Genomic DNA, 17340 nt, shown 5'->3' on the forward strand with positions numbered 1-17340 from the left:
GGTTAAGCGTAACCCCTTACATTTCGAAATGCAAGTTTTTTGTCTCGAAATACAAATCCTTGATTTTGGGCATCGTGAGCGCTTTCTGTTTGCAAAACGGTGATGGCCTGTTATGATGGGTTCATAAACCTGTATAGACAAGAAGGGGTGCTGACGATGACGAAAGTGTACTTCACCAAGCGCAACGACCAGGTGATGGTGGCAACGGCGACGGCGCAGGCCGAGTTTGGGCCGCTGAACGCCACAACGCTGGCGACGGCGTGCGCGTGGGCCGAGGCCCACGGCCCGCTGACCGGCGGGATCCTGGTCGATTATCCACCGGTTCAGGCCGATCTGGCCGTGCAGCAATTCATCGAAGAACGCCTGAACATCCCGGTCGTGGCGGGCACAGGTGATGAAGACGCAGCGCTCGCGGCGCGGGCACAGGAATTAGCGTGGACGATCGAGTACTGGGGTTATCAGCCAGGCAAGCCTGAATACGCGGCGGAGTCACTCCTGACTGTGGGGAATGGCTTCATGGGGTTGCGTGGGACGCTGCCGGGGATGACGTGCAGTGATGACACGTATCCAGCGACTTACTTGGCCGGGCTGTATGATGAGGCGGCGTCGCAGGTCGCTGGGGAACGCGTGGTCAACGAAGACTTCGTGAACGCCCCGGACGCCCAGGGGTTGCGTCTCGAAGTCGCTTCGGCGCACTTCACCTTTACGCCAGAGACGGTCCAGGACCTATACCGCCGATTGGATCTGCGCACTGGGGAGCTGACCGCCACCGCGACGATCACGGTGGGCTTGACGCACTGGCAGGTCGTCTGGCGCAAAAGCGCGAGCCTGAGCGACTGGCACCGTTATGGGTTGCAGATGACCCTGACGCCGCTGGACTACACCGGCCCGGTAACGATCACGGCCGGGATCGACGGTGACGTGGAGAACTACAACGTCGCGCGGTACCGCGATCTGAACCGGCGGCACATGCGAGTGGTCGCGCAGCGCGACGCAGACGGTCAGATCGCCCAGTGGGCGACCACGCGCCAGGCGGGGGATCAGGTCATGCAGACCGCTAGTCTGCGCGGGCCCTTCACCGCTGCACCGACCGTGACACAGACGGCGACTGCGATCACGCAGCATGCGACGCTGACGGTCCAGGTCGGTCAGCCTGTTACCGTTGAGAAACTCGTCTACGTCGCTCGCGTGCTGCCAGACGGGGATCCCGATGCCGCGTGGGCGGCGCCGGTGACCTTCACCTCTTACGCCGAGCAGCAGCAGGCCTCTGCAGCGGCGTGGGCTGAACTGTGGCCGACGATGGGCCTGATGGTGGGCGGCGACCTTTGGAGTCAAAAGCTGCTGAATCTTCACACTTACCACCTAGTGGTCTCGGCGAGCCCGCTGGCCAACCCGACGCTGGATGCGTCGGTGACGGCGCGCGGCCTGCACGGAGAGGCATACCGTGGTCACATTTTCTGGGATGAGCTGTTCGTCCTGCCGTTTTACATCACGCATTTTCCGGCCACGGCCAAGGCGCTCTTGATGTACCGCTACCGCCGGCTGACGGCCGCGATCACCGCTGCGGAAGCGGTGGGCGAGGCCGGGGCGATGTACCCGTGGCAATCCGGGCGCGACGGCAGCGAGCAGTCACAGCGCTTGCACTTGAACCCGTTGACCGGGGAGTGGGGAGAGGACCACAGCCGCCTACAGCGGCACGTGAACCTTGCGATCGCCTACAATGTCTGGTCATACTGCCACGTCAGCGGTGATGAGGCATTCATGGTCGATCACGGGGCGGAGATGCTGCTCGCGATCGCCAAGTTCTGGGTGCACAAGGCCGAGCTCGACCCGGCCACGGGGCGCGAGACGATCCGTGGTGTGATGGGGCCGGATGAATTTCACGAAGCCTATCCTGGTGCGACGACCGGCGGGATGCAGGACAACGCCTACACGAACGTGATGGTTGCTTGGCTGTTGGGCCAGCTGACCGATCTGCAGACTCAGCTGACCCCCACCCAGTATGCGGCTGCGGCGGCTAAGGCTGGCTTCACGGCGGCCGATCACACGCGGGCGATCGCGCTACAGCACCGCTTGCAGCTGACGATCGCGCCAGATGGTGTGATCGCGCAGTACGCTGGGTATTTTGACCTGAAGACGCTGGACCTGGACGCCTATCGCGCTAAGTACGGGGACATTCACCGCATGGACCGGATCCTGGCGGCGGAAGGCCAAAGCGCGGATGACTACCAAGTCGCCAAGCAGGCGGACACGCTGATGCTGTTCTACGTGCTCGCCAAACCCCAGGTCGACGCCTTGCTCGCAGATCTGGGGTATCAGCTACCGACGGATTACGTCGCCCGCAACTTGCGCTACTACCTGGCGCGCACGGTGCACGGGTCGACGTTGTCGCGGGTGGTGCATGCGCATCTGGCTGAGCTGATCGGGGAGCGCGCGCTGGCCGACGAGTTGTATCAGGCTGCGCTGAGCTCGGATTATCACGACATCCAAGGCGGGACCACCGCCGAGGGGATCCACGCTGGGGTGATGGGCGCCACGCTTTGGGTCGCACAAAGTGCCTTTGCCGGGTTAGACCTGACTGGCGAGCAACCGGCGTTGGCCCCACGCCTACCGGATCGATGGCAGTCGCTGGGCTTCCAATTCACCTGGCGCGGGGTGGTCTTCCGGGTGCAGCTGACCCCGACACAGCTGACAGTGAGCGCCGATCAGCCCGCTGAGTTGACCGTGAACGGGGAGCCCGTCACCGTCGGCCCGATCAGCCAGACCATCCCAGTCTGACGCCATGAAAACCCTTGCGCGCCATGCTATAATGGCTGGGAACGAAAGGGGCACGCTGATGAATAACAAGTTCAAGGAGATCGCCGCTGATCTCGAGCAGAAGATCCGCTCCGGGCAATACCCGCCGGAGACGCTGCTGCCAAGCGAACCACACCTGATGCGGCTGTACAACGTGTCGCGCGAGACCATTCGTAAGGCCCTAGGGGAGCTCCAAGTGCAGGGGCTGATCCAGAAAAAGCAGGGCAAAGGGTCGATCGTGATCGACCCGAATCGCTTTGCCTTTCCTGTCTCCGGGCTGACCAGTTACCGTGAGTTGCAGCAGAACCTCGGCCTCAACAGTGAGACCGTGGTCCTGACGCTCGCTGAACAGCAAGCGCCCGCGGAACTGCAGACGCTGACTCAGTGGCCAGCCGGCACCGACGTTTGGCACGTTGAACGCTTGCGCAAGGTCGACGGGCGCGGTGCGATCCTCGATATCGATGATTTTCGCGCCGACATCGTCCCACAGCTGACCAAGAAGATCGCGCAGGACTCAACGTATGCCTACATTGAGGGCAAGCTGAAGCTGGAGGTCGCCTACGCGCAAAAAGCGATCACCGTTGAGCCGGCAACGCGGCGCGACCGTGAGCTGCTCGACCTCGGACAGGAAAACAAGGTCGTGGTGATCCGCAGTCTGGTGTACCTCGAGGACAACACCTGCTTCCAATACACGCAGTCGCGCCACATCCTCGATAAGTTTCGGTTCGTCGACATTGCGCGGCGGCGGCACATCTAGCGCGGGATCGGCGGCACCACAGGAGGAAATATGATCACTGGATATGTCTTCGACCTCGATGGGGTCATCACAGATACCGCCAAGTTTCATTACCAAGCCTGGGCGCAACTTGCGCAAGACAGGCTAGGCATCACCATCACCCCGGCGGTCAATGAGTTGCTCAAAGGGCGCTCGCGCATGGATTCGCTGCACGCGATCTTGCAGTTCGGCGGCCAAGAGGGCCGCTACACCGATGCCGAGCTGACCGCGTTGGCCGACGTCAAAAACGCGCAGTACCGCGAGCTGATCGAGACGATCACGCCAGCTGACTTGCTGCCAGGCATCCCGCAGTTGCTGGCCGACATCACGGCGCTCGGTGCGCCGATGGCGATCGCCTCGGCCTCCTTCAACGCACCGGCGATCATCGCCCGGTTGGGGCTGGGCGACGTGCTGACACAGATCGTCGACCCCGGTAGCGTCGCGCACGGCAAACCGGCGCCGGACCTGTTCGAAGCGGCCGCGGCGATGATCGCATCACCGGCCGCCACGACCGTCGCCTTTGAAGACGCCAGCGCTGGCGTTGCGGCGATCCGGGCGGCAGGGATGTTCGCTGTCGGAATCGGGGCGGCTGACCTCTTGGCTGGAGCCGATCTGATCGTGCCGGACACCGCCGCCCTCACGCTTTCGCGGGTCCAAGCTGCCTTTGCCGCCGCACACGCGGGGTGACGTGGGCGCCGTTGCGGGGGCGTACACAGAGGGCGCTGCGCCATAACCTCTGGTGGCACGACTACTCCAGAACGTTACGTGCCATAACGCAACGCCCTTTCTAACGCATGTCTGCCTGTAACTCACTGCGTTCGAACGGGCAGCGCAAGTCGTATAAGAGCGCTCCCCTGCAAAACCTAAGTTCGGGTTTTTCAGGGGAGCGCTCTTATACTCTGGGCTAAAACCGCGTTATGGCACAGCCACTTATTCGTGTGGTCAGAGCTGGGCACGTTTGGGGGGCCTGTTACTCGGCTAGAACAGGCGTGCACAAAAATAGGGCCGTGACTGTTGTCACGGCCCCGAGGCACACGCTTAGTCGTGCAGGGTGAACTGCAACGCCATGCGCGGCGCAGCGAGCTCGACCATCTGGCCGAGCAACTTGTTGCTGTTCTTGAAGGCGATGTCGGCCATCTGCGCGTTGATCTGCGTCAAGTAGGCCGGCAGATCGGGCTGGGCCGCACTGGCGGTATCGGCCTGACGCTGTAGGTAGCGGCATTCGGCGACAGTGTTTTCTTCGAAGACGTTCTCCTGGTCTTCGAATAAGGTGAAGTCGGTGTCACCGAAGACAGCCATCAGGTTGGATAGCCAGTACATCTTGGTCGGATCGAAGTCGCCGGTCGTGTCGCGGTAGGTCGCCGGTGTGTCGGTGACATTGGCGTAGAACGGGATCACCGCGTTGAAAGTGTTCGGCCCGAATGCTAGCCAGTGTACCCCGGCGATGGCGGCCGGGACGTTGTTGCGGATCTGCAGGATGTGCAGCTCCTGGTTGCGGTTGATACCGATCGGTCGAAACTGCTTTTTTTCCTCAGGCGTGCCGAGGCTACCGTAGACGTCGTATGGTGTGTTCTGATAGTGCGAGGACAGCACGAGCTTGACGTCTTCGATCGAGATCTTGTGCGGGGTGCGGCAGATGAACGGGAGGTCTTGATCGATCGGGGTGGTGTCGAATTCGGGGTTGAAGAACTTTTGACCATACCACGCGCGCGGGTTGTTGTAGCGCGTGTCCTTGAACGAGGCCGACCCGAAGATGTGCCGTAGGTTGTAGCCGACCGGGTCGGGGTTGAGCTGGTTGTCTTCGATCAGGGCCTTCAGGTCTGCGCTGCACAGGGTGTCGGCGGCGTCGAAGTCAAAATCGGTGATGTTGAAGCGGTTCGGGGCGATCACGTAGGCGTCGTCTGGGATGCGCACGGCGGCCCAGTGGTGGCCAGCGATCGACTCGAAGTACCAGACCTCATCCTTATCGGCAAAGCAGATGCCGTTGGTCTCGTAGGTTCCATACTCGGTCAGCAAAGCGCCGAGGCGCGTCACGCCTTCGCGTGCAGAGTGGATGTAGGGGAGCACGATGGTCGGCATGTCTTCTTCACCGAGGCCGGCGGCGACAAGCGGATCAATACCGAGGATCCGGCTATTGGTGGTGATCGTCTCGGTGGACGTCATCGCGACATTAGCGGCATTGATGCCAGCCGCGGCCCAGAGCCCATGGTCATCCACTGCTTCCGGGGTAGCGGTATAACTCATCGGGTCGTCGGGCAGGTCAAGGTTGAAGCTGCTCAGCACGCTTTGGTAGTGCCGCGGCTGGTCAGCCGGCTTGACGAACACGAACTTCTGCGGGTGCAGCGGGGCGTTGCCGTCTTCGTTGCGCGCGATGATGGTGCTGCCATCGAGGCTGGCGTTCTTGCCGACTAGGATCGTGGTGCAGGAACCTTTAAGGCGTTGGGTCAAAATGGTCATCTCTTTCTTGGTTGATAGTCTAATTGTAACGCGATGTGTGGTGGGCGACCAGTGCGTCCAGTTCGGCGGTGATCGTCGCCACTGCCGCACGATCCGGCGCGACACACCCGCTAGCCAGTGGGTGGCCACCGCCGCCGTGCGCGACGGCCAGTGCGTTGATCGCGACAGTCTTGCCGCGCAGCTCGACGCGATACTGGCCGTCGGTGCGCTCGGTGAACACCGCCCAAGCCTGGACTGAAGCGAGTCGTCCGACGATGCCGACCACGAGTTGGGCGGTGTTGGCGTCCACGCCGAAGTCAGCCAGCTGCGCTTGTGTGAGCACAAGGTGACCCGCCCCGGCTGTGGTGACCTGTACGCGGCACAAGGCGTCGCCAATCAGGCGGGCGACGGCCGGGGACCACTCGTCTTCGCGCCGGCCGATCGCGGGTGCGTCGATGCCCTGGGCCAACAGTCGGGCGGCCACAGTGTGGGTGTGCGCATGGGTCAAGTCGTACAGGAAGCGGCCGGTGTCGCCGATGATACCGGCGTAGAGTTGCGCGGCACTGGCCGGCGTTAGGCGCAACTTGTCGCTGGCGGCGACCAGATCCGCGACGATCTCGCTGGAACTGGACGCCGTGGTATCCACGTAGCTGAGGTCGCCGAAGGGCTCGCGGTCGGGGTGGTGGTCGATCTTCATCAAGAGGGCCCCTGTCGCCCAGTGCTCACCGGCGATACGTGGGATGTTCGCGGTGTCGATCACGACGACGAGTGCACCGGCGTAAGCGCTGGCGGCGACCTGCTGCTGTGCGCCGATCCACTCGAGTGCCGGTGCGGGTTCGCCGGCGGCCAGCACCGTTTTGGTCGGGTAAGCGGTCTGCAGGATCGTCTGCAGGCCGGTCTGTGCCCCGATGGCATCCGGGTCGGGCTCACGGTGGCGGTGGATGATGATGGTGTCGTACTGACTGAATGCGGCCAGTAGCTGTGCAAGCGTTGCGGACATATTGAAGCCTCCATTCTGCCTCTAAGTTTAGTAGAATGGGGGGAGAATACAAGGAGGGATCGAGATGAAAAAATGGCAACGCCGCGCGCTTGCTGCTGGCCTGACGCTGATCGCGCTACTGGGCATCGGGCACGCGGCTTTGCGGCTGCAGGTCCACCATCCAGCGGCGCGCGCCTGGGCGGCGGCCGAGACCGCTACTCTGGCTGGCAGTACCCTGCTGTTCGGCGCGCCGACCGCGCGCCTGACCGTGGTGGTCTACCCGGGGGCCTTCGTCGAGCCAGCGGCCTACGCGGACTGGGCCGCCTCGGTAGCGGCCGCAGGCTACCGCGTCGCGATCGTCCGCTTTCCTTACGACTTGGCCGTGCTGGCGGGCGGGCAGGCGTCGACGGTCTTGACGCAGGGGCAGCGGTATGTGATCGGTGGGCACTCACTCGGTGGCGTGATGGCGAGTCGCTACGCGGCCGCACACGCCGCGACCTGTGCAGGGGTCTTCTTCCTGGCCAGCTACCCGGATGCCCAGGGCCAACTGCCGGCGACGATGCCGGTGTTGTCCCTGACAGCCAGCCGAGACGGTGTCTTGAATCGTCCCGCTTACCGCAAGGCCCAGGCACTGTTACCCGAGACGACCGAGACGCGGCAGCTCGCCGGGGGCAACCACGCGGGTTTCGGTGCATATGGGCATCAGCGTGGGGACCACCCGGCGACGGTCAGCGTGGCGGCGCAGAACCGCTGGGTCGCGGCGCAGTTGATCGGGTGGTTGGATGGGCTGCAGTAGCGTGTGCATTTGCCCGTCAGTCGGCTATAATGTGAGGGACCACACGTTCGCGTCAGGAGGCCAGACATGTTATACCTTGAGGACTTCACCCTCGCCAGTGAGGATCAGGAATGGGCGTTTTTTATTGATCAGAAAAGTCGGGCGTACTCGGACTACTATCCGTTTCAGCTGTTTCCCGCTAAACAGATGCCGACGCTGCGGTTCGAGCCGATCACGATCCTGTACGGCGATAACGGGTCGGGCAAGTCGAGCCTGCTGAACGTGATCGCGGAGAAGCTGGGGCTGGCGCGCGGCGCATTGTACAACCGGTCGAGCTTCTTTGAAGACTACCTGGCGCTGTGCGATTACACGATGCATGTGCCGCTGCCCCGCGGTTCGGCGATCATCACTTCTGATGAGATCTTCAACTATATGCTGGACCTTCGTGCGCTGAATCAGGGCATCGATGCTAAGCGCGAAGAGGTCTTCAAGGATTACCTCGACCACAAGTTCGGCAACTTTCAGTACCACGACTTGGCGGACTACGATGAGTTGCAAAAAACGCTAGAGACTCGCCGTAAAACCCAGTCGCGCTATGTGCGCGAGCACTTGCACAAAAACGTGACTGAGCAGTCCAACGGGGAAAGTGCGATGCACTTTTTTGCCACCCGGATCCAGGGTGACCACCTGTACCTGCTGGACGAACCGGAGAACTCATTGTCCCCCTCGCGTCAGCAGGAGTTGGTGCGACTGTTGGCGGACAGTGCCCGCTTCTTCGGCTGTCAGTTCGTCATCGCAACGCATTCGCCGTTCGTGCTGGCGCTACCCGGGGCTAAGGTGTATGACCTTGACGCGGTCCCGGTCGGCGCCAAGCCCTGGACGGCGTTGCCGGAGGTGCGGGTGTACGCCGAGTTCTTCAACGCGCACCGCACGGCTTTCGAGTGAGTGTGGCACAGGCGCGCGATACGCGATAATGGGCGCAGGAGACACCGCGACTGTGGCCTGCGTGAGGAGTGCCACTGTGAGTGCGCGTCGGGTCGAGCAAAGAGGGAGATAGGATGAAACACATCGTCACTGGGATCGTCGCACATGTCGACGCCGGTAAAACCACGCTGTCAGAAGCGCTGCTCTACCGCGCCGGGGCCGTTCGCGCACTGGGACGGGTGGATAACGGATCGGCGTTCTTGGATACGGATGCGCTTGAAAAACAGCGCGGCATCACGATCTTTTCGCACCAGGCGCAGCTTCAGACACCGACGTTAGCCGTGACGTTGTTGGATACACCTGGACACGTCGACTTTGCCAGCCAGACGGAACAGGTGCTCAGCGTCCTCGACTACGCGATCTTGGTCGTCTCGGCGGCGGCCGGGGTGCAGGGCCACACGCGCACGCTGTGGCGACTGTTAGCGCGTTATCAGGTGCCGACTTTCATCTTCGTCAACAAGATGGACGCACCGGGAGCGGCGCTAGACCGGGTGCTCGAACAGTTGCAAGCCGTTTTGGCGCCAGGCTGCCTGCCCTTTTCTGCGGGCCTGACACCGGCGCTGCAGGAAGAGGTCGCGACGCTGGATGAAGCCGCGATGGATGAGTACCTAGTGACAGATGAGATCCAGCCCGAGACGGTCCAGCGACTGATCCAAGCGCGTACGGTCATTCCAGTCTACGCGGGGGCGGCACTTCACTTGGATGGTGTTGATGAGTTGCTTGAGGGATTGAGCCGTTGGACGCGCGAGCGATCAGCGGCACCTGAGTTTGGGGCGCGCGTCTTCAAAGTCTCCCACACCGACAAAGGCGAGCGGCTGACTTGGGTGCGTGTGACCGGTGGGACGCTACGGCCGAAGATGGGGTTGGGGGACCAGAAGATCAGCGAGCTGCGGGTGTATAACGGGACGAAGTACACCGTGGCCCCAGCTGTAGCGGCTGGCGCGGTCTGTGCGCTACCGAATCTAACGGCGACCTATCCGGGCCAGGGACTTGGCGTGACGCCGGACGCCCCTGCGCCAACGCTGACGCCGGTACTGACTTACGCGGTGGTCCCGCAAGGCGCGGACCAGCACGCCTGCCTGGCCGCGCTACGCGAGTTGGCGGAGGAAGACCCACAGCTACGGGTCAGTTGGTCGGCCCACCTCCAGGAACTGCGCGTTCAGTTGATGGGCGCAGTTCAATTGGAGGTGCTGACCCAGATTCTGGCGACGCGTTTTGGGCTACAAGTCCGCTTTGATGCGGGCAGTATCCTTTACAAGGAGACGCTCACTGCGCCGATCGAGGGGGTGGGACACTTCGAGCCCTTGCGGCACTACGCGGAGGTGCACCTGCTGATGACCCCATTGCCACGGGGGAGCGGCGTCCAGTTCGTTGCGAACTGTTCACTGGAAGTGTTGGGGGCCAGCTGGCAATCACAGGTGATGGCGGCCTTGCGAGCCAAGGAACACCTCGGCGTCTTGATCGGCGCCCCACTGACGGACGTGCGCCTCACACTGATCTCCGGACGCGCGAGCATCAAACACTCGGTCGGAGGGGATTTTCGGGAAGCGACATGGCGTGCGGTGCGCCAAGGGTTGATGATGGCGCGGACCGCCGGCACGGCACAACTGCTGGAGCCGTGGTATCAGTACCGGTTGACGGTCGATCAGACACAGGTCGGCCGTGCGATGACGGACATTCAGGCCATCGGTGGGACCTTCGACGCGCCGCAGCCGACTGGCGCCCAAGTCACGCTGACCGGTGCGGCGCCGGTGGCGGGGATGCAGAACTACGCCCAGACGGTCAACGCGTACACCCATGGCCAAGGGGTGCTGGAATGCAGCGTCGAGGGGTACCGACCCTGCCAAGACGTCACCGCGGTGGTCGCTGCCGCGGCGTACAGCCCGACTGCTGACCTGCCGAATACACCGGATTCAGTGTTCTGCGCGCATGGCGCGGGCTATCCAGTCGCTTGGGATCAGGTGCCGGTGGCGGCCCATGTGGCGTACTTGACGGCGCGACCGCGGTGAGCGGTCAAAAAAACACGCGTGTTCCTGTCGCTTGGCGACAGAAGTACGCGTGTTTTGGGGTCGACCATCAGTTATGGTTCTGGTCGTGGCCGATGCTGAGTTGGCCATTGGTCAGACTGACAGACTCAGCCGCGGTAGTGCCCCCGCTGTAATTGATGGTCGCGTAGTCCAGGCTACTGGTCAATGCGGCGGACCATGTGTTGGCGCCGTGGGGCAGCAGGTAAGCGACTGGCGAGTCCGGATCTTGCTGGTCGAGCAGGTCGAAGACGGTCAGGACTTGCGCAGGCACGAGGCCTGACGTGGCCTTGCTAGTGCGGGTGAAGACCGTTGCCCCAGCGCGATCGAGGCGGACCATCTTGGTGGCTGACAGGAACAAGTAAAGGTGATCGTACAGGTCGCCACCGATGAGCGACTGGCGGGACAGGCGCGCGCTGGCCTTGACGCTTTGGCTCTGGCGGAGGTAGAACCCCATGCCGGTGTACAAGGTCTTAGCAGGCAAGGCTGCCAGTGCCTGGATGTTACCGCGGACATAGGCCTGGGACTGGCGGGTGAAGATCTGGCCGTTACGGACCAGTGCTTGGTCACCCTCAGTGGTCGCCCAAGTCCCGGTGATCGCGTCAAGCGACAGGACTTGGCGGCTCGCATAGTTGAACCGCCGGCTGTAGACTGCGCCGGTGGTGATGGCCCCGCTGGTCTGGTCGCGCGTCATCTGCAGCAGGTAGAGGTGTTGACCGCGGATCAAGAGGCCGATCGGTTGGTCAAAGGTCGTCCCGCCCCGTTGCTTCAGGTAGACGAGGTCGGCTAGCGACTGGAGCTGAACCTTGGCGCCCATTGCCTTAAGCGTCGCGTTGGCTTGCGCGACGCTGATCAGGGGGCCGGTCTGGCTCAGCCGCTTGCGGCTGGCGCTGAAGGTGGTTGGGTCAAAGGCGGTCGAGGTGTAGAAGCGGCCGCGGTCTGTTGTCCACGGCCCAAGTGTGTTGGCGGCCGTGGCGCGCTCGGGCTTGTCGCTTGCTGCCTGCGTGACGGTTTGAGTCTGTCGCCAGACTTGATCGGCCTGCTGGGCGACAGACAGTGTGCTTTGGCGAAGATGGTTGGATTTGGGGGTGGGGGCCGATTGCGGCTTCTGGCAGGCGCTTAAGGCAAAGAGGCTGGCGAGCAGCAGACCCATGATCATTTTTTTCATGTGTCCGATTATACGCCAAGAAGCGTACAATCGAGCTAGACGTTACCAAAAAGAAAGAAGGTCTGCACATGTTGGTCGAAGAAGGCTACATGCCGTTTCACGGGTTCCAAACGTATTACCGGATCGTCGGAGCAGGCAGCCCGGATAAGGCGCCGCTGTTACTGATCCATGGGGGACCGGGGTCGAGCCACAACTACTTTGAGCTGATGGACGATTACGCCGAGACCGGACGACAGCTGATCATGTATGATCAGGTCGGCTGTGGCCGATCGAGTCTGCCAGAAGACGAGAAGTGGTACGTCAAGGAGACTTGGGTGGAAGAATTGATCGCCCTGCGCCAGTACCTGCACCTTGATAAGCTGCACATGCTGGGCCAGTCCTGGGGTGGGATGCTGGAGATGTACTACCTGACCCAGTTCGACCCCAGCGGGATCCAGTCGGTGATGATCGACGGTTCCCCGGCTTCAATCAGCTTGTGGACGCAAGAGCAGCACCGGTTGATCTCATACCTGAGCGCCGAGGACCGCGCGGCGATCGCCGAAGCCGAGCGGACTGGCGACTTCACTGGAGCACAGTACCGGGCGGCCAATGAACGCTACATGGCGCGCTACTGCTGGGATGCGCCGACTGAAGACTCGCCGGAGTGCCTACGCCGCCCGACTAACGGACAGCGCGCCAGCCGAATCGCGGAAGGGCCGAACGAGTTCACCGAGAACGGCACGATCTCGGACTTTGAGCTGACGGACGAACTTCACAAGATCCATGTGCCGGTGCTCGTGACCAACGGGACCGACGACTTGTGCACACCACTGATTGCCAAGTCTGTTTATGACCACATCCCGGGCGCCAAGTGGCACCTGTTTGCCAACAGTCGCCACCTTGCGTTGCTCGACCAGCACGATGAGTTCATGCAGGTGCTCGATCAGTGGCTGACGGCTAACGATTGAACGCAAAAAAGCACGGGGCTGTGCGTTATGACACGGTCCCGTGCTTTATGCTGGCGTTGAGCACGGCGTGCGGGCGAAGGGTCAAAAGCTGTTGCTTTTGGCCTTTTTGGGTCGGGTTAGTCGATCTTGCCGCCGCGCGCCGCGATGATTTTTTGACCGAAGGGACTCGCATACAGCGTGTCGAGCTTGGCTTGGAACTCGGCGGGGGTGATCGCTTCGCCGAACAGCGGACTGCCAGGTTCAAGTACGAGCCCGAAGCGCAGGGGGCCAAGGTCGAACGGGGCAAACCCGAACGCCTGCAAAACGTGTTCGATGACCGGACGACTGGCGTCGTGATCTGTCGCGTAAGCCATCGCGCGGCGAGCCGTTGGGTGACGATCGACCTCGATCTCCAGGTCGTGGTAGCCCATGTGGTTGAAGGCCTTGGCGACTTGACTGGCCGCAAGGTGCGCCTGCACCACCTCTGAGGAGGACTGGGTGAAGCTGGAGATGCGGTTGACTGTGCCGTCAACTTCCTTCCAGTAGTTGGTCGCGTCCAACACGAGCTTGCCGGCCAGAGCCGCGGGGTCGAGGTCAGCGACATGGCTCAGCGGGATGGCGAGGATCACGACGTCAGCGCTCGCGATCACGTCTGCGGCGCTCATGGTGTGCGCGCCGGGGGCCATGGTGTCGATGATCCACTTCAGGTCGGCAACGTCATGCCGGTTGCCGATGTTAATCGTCAGCCCAGCCTGAACACCGAGGCGAGCAAGCGTGGTCCCGAGCTTACCGGCGCCGAGGATGCCGATCACGGGCTCAGTCATGTGCGCCACCTCCTAATAGCTCCTTGACGCGTGGGATCACGCGCTCACCGTAGTTGCGGATCGTCGCCAGCCGCTGGTGTTCCAGCTGCCCCCCGGTGCCGTAGACAAGGTCGAAGCGGGACATGTCGAGCGCCTTCATGTTTTTGGCGATCTTCTGAGCGACTTGCTCGGGCGTGCCGACGTAGTAAGAGCCCTTGTCGATCTCGAATTCGAAGCGGTCGCGGCTCATCGGGGCCCAGCCGCGGTCGATACCGATGCGATCCATCTCGGCCTTGATGTACTGCCAGCCGACCTCGGTCGCCTCTGCGGCGTCATCGAGGATGATCCCGTGGGCATGCATGCCCAGCGGTAAGTCCGGTTTGTCGAACTGCTTAGCGGCTTGGTGGTAGAGGTCAACATACGGCCGGAAGCGCGTCGGTTCGCCACCGATGATTGCGATGACGACCGGAAAGCCATAATATACCGCACGAATGATCGACTCCGGCGACCCACCGACGCCAACGGTCGTGGCGATGGTTTCACCGGCGGGCAGCTGTGGGTAGACCGTGGTCTCGGTCAGCTTTTGCGTGAATTTACCTTCCCAGTTCATCGGCTTGCCCTTGAGTAGCTCAGCCCACATGGCGATTTTTTCTTCGAAGAGCCCGTCGTAGTTCTCCATGTCGAACCCGTACAGGGGGAAAGATTCGGTGAACGAGCCGCGCCCGAGCATGATCTCTTCGCGTCCGTTGCTCAAAGCGTGTAAGGTACTGAACCGTTCGAACACCCGCACCGGATCATCCGAACTGAGGACGGTGACCGCGGTGCCGAGCCGGATGTTCGAGGTTGCCTGAGCCATCGCCCCGAGAACGATCTCGGGGCTCGAGATCGCGAATTCTGAACGGTGGTGTTCACCCAATGCGATCAGATCGATCCCGAGCGCGTCAGCCAGCTGGGCCTCTTTGACGACCTGGCGTAGGGATTCGCCAGCGCCCATCTGCGTGCCGTCATCGCGAAATGCGATGTCCCCAAAGGTGTCGAGCCCGAATGTGTATGCTTGCTTTGCCATGTGATGCGCCTCCTGTACACTTATTAAAAGTAAGTATAACCGGTCCACTCCGCAAGTGCAAGCCCCAGGGACCCGCAACCGCTCGCAGTTCGGCCCACCAGCGCTCCGCGCCGGTTGCGCAACCCAGGGTGGCGGTGCGCAACCACGATCCGGGCGCGCGTTGCAGTCCTGTTGCTCGCCTTGCGGCCGGTGAGCGGCTACACTGAAGTAGAAAGGAAGTGGCCTCATGGAATTCGCGACTCAGCTCAAGCAACTGCGCACGCAGCGCGGATTATCGCAAGATGACCTCGCGGCGGCGTGCTTCGTCTCACGTCAGGCCGTATCAAAATGGGAGACTGGCGACGGGACCCCGGATCTGCGCACGCTGGTGAAGTTGGCCCAGACGCTGGCGGTCAGCCTCGACACGCTGGTGCTCGGTGCACCCGCCCCAGCCCAGCCGGCAGCTTCGGCGCCGACCACACCGCCGATGAATGGCTGGATGTGGTTGGCGCACTACTGGTGGTTACTGTTTGCGCTCGGCGGCTTCATCGTCTGGATGGTCAACGCGCTCCGTTAGCGCCAACGTGCTGACACGACCGCCCCCCGCCTGGCAAGTGACGCTTGCTCGGCGGGGGGCGGTCGGTTTGGATCAAACAAGGGCTTAGTCGGTGTGTGCTTGTAGCCACCGGTCAAAAACCGAACGCACCGTTGTTTCGACGCGCTCGTTCTCGTCGCCGATCCAGCCGCCAGTTGGGTCACTGGGGCAGGCGAACTGGCGCATCGTCGCGCGCTGGCGGTCGAGTGCGGCCCATGTCACCGCGGCGCGCTCAGGGGCCATGTATAGGGCGACGAGGTGCTCCGTCAGCGTCGCTGTTGCGACGTAAGAGATCCATACGGGATGGTGGATCAGATTGGCGACTGCGTGGCGCAGCTGGCGAATGTGTGGCACATCCGCGTGTGCCGCCAGCGTGATCACCATGTTGGTGAGAAGATCAGTCGCCTGTTGGCTCTTAGTCAGATCAAAGGTCGCATGGGAGAAGAGCCAACGCCAGCTATTGACCATATCGTCCGGTGGGAACCCCAGGACGTCGGTAATAGTCAAGAACGTATTCAAGTCCGAGAACTGCACGTGCTCAAGTTGGTACAGGCCGGATAAGGCGTCATGGCGCACCCGCGCACGATCGATCTGTTGATCGAGGGCTGCCGGGGTCAAGCCTTCGCCTTGAAGGAGCTGGATCGCCCGTGCCTCAAGGTCAGCCTTGATCAGCAACTCGTAGCCCTGAGGCTGAGTGGGTAGCGTCTCAAGGGCGTCAGCTAACGCCGCAGTGATGTTGGCCACGCGATCCGGTCCGGTGTGGTTCGCGAGCATTCTGGCTAAAGTGGCGACTGGCAACGGGTAGAGATCGAGGTAGAAAATCACTGGGTTGAGCAGCAGTGCTTCCGCTAGCGCTCGCGCTTCGTTGAAGCCGAGCTGTGTCAGACCGTTCTCGAAGCGCGACTGGGTCGCGGCACTCCACGAGACTGCAGTCTGAGCAAGCGAAAGGTGGTAGTACTGGCGGACCGCCTTGAGTGTCGAGCCATTGAACTGCCAGTTGTCGGGGTCAAAGGCGATCGGCACACCCGGGGTCAGCGAGGGATTGTGCCAACTTGAGACCCCTGGCTGGATCACGGCCCACATCCGTTGCATGTAAGTTGCGAGGCTCTGGGCCCCCAGCTCGTGCACCTGGTGGATCAGGCGGGTGGCCGCGACGGTGGTCGCCGGGCTCGGTGCGCGTAGCCAGTCAGCAGCGGCCTGCGCGAATTGGATCAGCGGGGTGGCGTTGATCGCATAGACGACGACTGGACTGACCGGCCGATGATCGAGCCGCAGTTGGTGGTAGCGGCGCGTGACCGGGAGCAGGGCATCGGCCAGCGCGAACTCGCGGTGGCTGAGCAGGTGGATTAGCAGGTGTGCATAGTCTGTGCCGGTGATCACCGAGGAGCCGATCGTTGCGGCAGTGAACGACTCGGCGTATGCGATGAACTGTTGCGTGATCGTCGCCATCAGCTCGTGGCTGGCGAACTGAAGTGTGGCCGCCAGCGTGAGCGTCTGGACCTCATAGCTCCAGCCTGGGAACGGCATGAGGATCGACTGGAGCTGTTGCTCTTGCTGTGGCGACAATTGACGGGCAGGTGCGGTCACCGGCCACTGGCTCACGCTGAACAGCAGCTGCACGAGCCCGTTGAGCGGCCAGCGGGCCTTGAGTGGGTGGGTGCGCGTGTACGCGGCGGCTTTGGTGTGCAGCGTCGCGGTGTCGCCCGCCAAAAAGGCGTAGTACACGCTGATATCCAGTAGGTCCTCACGGCTAGCATCGAACCACAGCAGATCGTGGGCGGCGAGCCGGAGATTGCCGATCAGCTGGGTGACGTTGGCGACGCTCAGGTCGCTTTGATCCCGCTCGAAGCGGGATAAGGCGGCGGGGGAACACCCGGTATTCGCGCAGGCTTCTTCAAGCGATAGCCCGCGCTCCTTGCGAAACTGGCGGAAGAATCCGCCGATCGTCTGTGTACTCATTTGATAACACCCTTTCGAGGACCCTGACCCAACTGACGGTGCGTTGCCCCCAAGCGCCACCTTCTGCATATCTGT

At 62.3% G+C, this 17340-nt stretch carries 14 protein-coding genes; 8 read left to right on the forward strand and 6 right to left on the reverse strand.

Annotation, left to right across the window (positions count from 1 at the left end):
* The first annotated feature begins 156 nt into the window (after positions 1–156).
* From HII33_RS12140 to pgmB, 3 genes are read left to right on the forward strand one after another with little or no spacing between them, the layout of a single operon-like run.
* The gene (locus HII33_RS12140; protein ID WP_179396082.1) at positions 157–2778 is read left to right on the forward strand and encodes a glycoside hydrolase family 65 protein; all 2622 of its coding nucleotides are present in this window, start codon (positions 157–159) and stop codon (positions 2776–2778) included.
* Between the two features lie 58 nt (positions 2779–2836).
* On the forward strand, positions 2837–3553 hold the full coding sequence (gene treR / locus HII33_RS12145) for a trehalose operon repressor (RefSeq protein ID WP_179396083.1): 717 nt from the start codon (positions 2837–2839) through the stop codon (positions 3551–3553).
* 30 nt (positions 3554–3583) lie between these two features.
* On the forward strand, positions 3584–4258 hold the full coding sequence (gene pgmB, locus HII33_RS12150) for a beta-phosphoglucomutase (RefSeq protein WP_179396084.1): 675 nt from the start codon (positions 3584–3586) through the stop codon (positions 4256–4258).
* A 351-nt stretch (positions 4259–4609) separates the two neighbouring features.
* Here pgmB and HII33_RS12155 read toward each other — a convergent pair whose 3' ends face one another.
* Both HII33_RS12155 and HII33_RS12160 read right to left on the reverse strand, forming a co-directional pair.
* Positions 4610–6028 carry a C69 family dipeptidase gene (locus HII33_RS12155; RefSeq protein ID WP_425483994.1) on the reverse strand — a complete coding sequence of 473 codons (1419 nt, stop codon included), beginning with the start codon at positions 6026–6028 and terminating at the stop codon, positions 4610–4612.
* A 19-nt stretch (positions 6029–6047) separates the two neighbouring features.
* Positions 6048–7007 (reverse strand): DHH family phosphoesterase, encoded by a 960-nt coding sequence (locus HII33_RS12160; protein ID WP_179396086.1) that lies wholly within the window; start codon positions 7005–7007, stop codon positions 6048–6050.
* Positions 7008–7071: 64 nt separating this feature from the next.
* On the opposite strand from HII33_RS12160, the gene HII33_RS12165 reads away from it, so the two are divergent.
* From HII33_RS12165 to HII33_RS12175, 3 genes are all read left to right on the forward strand, one after another.
* Positions 7072–7782 carry an alpha/beta hydrolase gene (locus HII33_RS12165; RefSeq protein WP_179396087.1) on the forward strand — a complete coding sequence of 237 codons (711 nt, stop codon included), beginning with the start codon at positions 7072–7074 and terminating at the stop codon, positions 7780–7782.
* A gap of 66 nt (positions 7783–7848) precedes the next feature.
* Positions 7849–8706 (forward strand): AAA family ATPase, encoded by an 858-nt coding sequence (locus HII33_RS12170; protein WP_179396088.1) that lies wholly within the window; start codon positions 7849–7851, stop codon positions 8704–8706.
* A 113-nt stretch (positions 8707–8819) separates the two neighbouring features.
* Entirely contained in the window at positions 8820–10754 is a 1935-nt protein-coding gene (locus HII33_RS12175) for an elongation factor G (RefSeq protein ID WP_179396089.1), read from the forward strand.
* A 67-nt stretch (positions 10755–10821) separates the two neighbouring features.
* Here the strand turns inward: HII33_RS12175 and HII33_RS12180 are convergent, their stop codons facing one another.
* Entirely contained in the window at positions 10822–11937 is a 1116-nt protein-coding gene (locus HII33_RS12180; protein WP_179396090.1) for a hypothetical protein, read from the reverse strand.
* A gap of 68 nt (positions 11938–12005) precedes the next feature.
* Between HII33_RS12180 and pepI the strand changes: the two genes are divergently transcribed.
* Positions 12006–12884 carry a proline iminopeptidase gene (gene pepI, locus HII33_RS12185; protein ID WP_179396091.1) on the forward strand — a complete coding sequence of 293 codons (879 nt, stop codon included), beginning with the start codon at positions 12006–12008 and terminating at the stop codon, positions 12882–12884.
* A 116-nt stretch (positions 12885–13000) separates the two neighbouring features.
* Here pepI and HII33_RS12190 read toward each other — a convergent pair whose 3' ends face one another.
* The gene (locus HII33_RS12190; protein ID WP_179396092.1) at positions 13001–13687 is read right to left on the reverse strand and encodes an NADPH-dependent F420 reductase; all 687 of its coding nucleotides are present in this window, start codon (positions 13685–13687) and stop codon (positions 13001–13003) included.
* Positions 13680–14732, reverse strand: a complete 1053-nt coding sequence (locus HII33_RS12195) for an LLM class flavin-dependent oxidoreductase (protein WP_179396093.1) — start codon at positions 14730–14732, stop codon at positions 13680–13682. The genes HII33_RS12190 and HII33_RS12195 overlap by 8 nt, the downstream gene beginning before the upstream one ends.
* A 226-nt stretch (positions 14733–14958) precedes the next feature.
* Here HII33_RS12195 and HII33_RS12200 point away from each other — a divergent pair, with 226 nt between their 5' ends.
* Positions 14959–15288, forward strand: a complete 330-nt coding sequence (locus HII33_RS12200) for a helix-turn-helix domain-containing protein (protein ID WP_179396094.1) — start codon at positions 14959–14961, stop codon at positions 15286–15288.
* An 84-nt stretch (positions 15289–15372) separates the two neighbouring features.
* Here HII33_RS12200 and HII33_RS12205 read toward each other — a convergent pair whose 3' ends face one another.
* Complete coding sequence (locus HII33_RS12205) at positions 15373–17265, reverse strand: helix-turn-helix domain-containing protein (protein WP_179396095.1); 1893 nt, start codon at positions 17263–17265, stop codon at positions 15373–15375.
* Between the last annotated feature and the right edge of the window lie 75 nt (positions 17266–17340).

The sequence above is a fragment of the Lacticaseibacillus absianus genome, from assembly GCF_013407595.1.
GTDB classification, from domain to species: domain Bacteria; phylum Bacillota; class Bacilli; order Lactobacillales; family Lactobacillaceae; genus Lacticaseibacillus; species Lacticaseibacillus absianus.

What these genes read in the sequence shown, in the direction of transcription:
- HII33_RS12140 (WP_179396082.1), top strand. Translation starts at nt 157, where the DNA reads ATGACGAAAGTGTACTTCACCAAGCGCAACGACCAGGTGATGGTGGCA.
- treR (WP_179396083.1), top strand. Translation starts at nt 2,837, where the DNA reads ATGAATAACAAGTTCAAGGAGATCGCCGCTGATCTCGAGCAGAAGATC.
- pgmB (WP_179396084.1), top strand. Translation starts at nt 3,584, where the DNA reads ATGATCACTGGATATGTCTTCGACCTCGATGGGGTCATCACAGATACC.
- HII33_RS12155 (WP_425483994.1), bottom strand. Translation starts at nt 6,028, where the DNA reads ATGACCATTTTGACCCAACGCCTTAAAGGTTCCTGCACCACGATCCTA.
- HII33_RS12160 (WP_179396086.1), bottom strand. Translation starts at nt 7,007, where the DNA reads ATGTCCGCAACGCTTGCACAGCTACTGGCCGCATTCAGTCAGTACGAC.
- HII33_RS12165 (WP_179396087.1), top strand. Translation starts at nt 7,072, where the DNA reads ATGAAAAAATGGCAACGCCGCGCGCTTGCTGCTGGCCTGACGCTGATC.
- HII33_RS12170 (WP_179396088.1), top strand. Translation starts at nt 7,849, where the DNA reads ATGTTATACCTTGAGGACTTCACCCTCGCCAGTGAGGATCAGGAATGG.
- HII33_RS12175 (WP_179396089.1), top strand. Translation starts at nt 8,820, where the DNA reads ATGAAACACATCGTCACTGGGATCGTCGCACATGTCGACGCCGGTAAA.
- HII33_RS12180 (WP_179396090.1), bottom strand. Translation starts at nt 11,937, where the DNA reads ATGAAAAAAATGATCATGGGTCTGCTGCTCGCCAGCCTCTTTGCCTTA.
- pepI (WP_179396091.1), top strand. Translation starts at nt 12,006, where the DNA reads ATGTTGGTCGAAGAAGGCTACATGCCGTTTCACGGGTTCCAAACGTAT.
- HII33_RS12190 (WP_179396092.1), bottom strand. Translation starts at nt 13,687, where the DNA reads ATGACTGAGCCCGTGATCGGCATCCTCGGCGCCGGTAAGCTCGGGACC.
- HII33_RS12195 (WP_179396093.1), bottom strand. Translation starts at nt 14,732, where the DNA reads ATGGCAAAGCAAGCATACACATTCGGGCTCGACACCTTTGGGGACATC.
- HII33_RS12200 (WP_179396094.1), top strand. Translation starts at nt 14,959, where the DNA reads ATGGAATTCGCGACTCAGCTCAAGCAACTGCGCACGCAGCGCGGATTA.
- HII33_RS12205 (WP_179396095.1), bottom strand. Translation starts at nt 17,265, where the DNA reads ATGAGTACACAGACGATCGGCGGATTCTTCCGCCAGTTTCGCAAGGAG.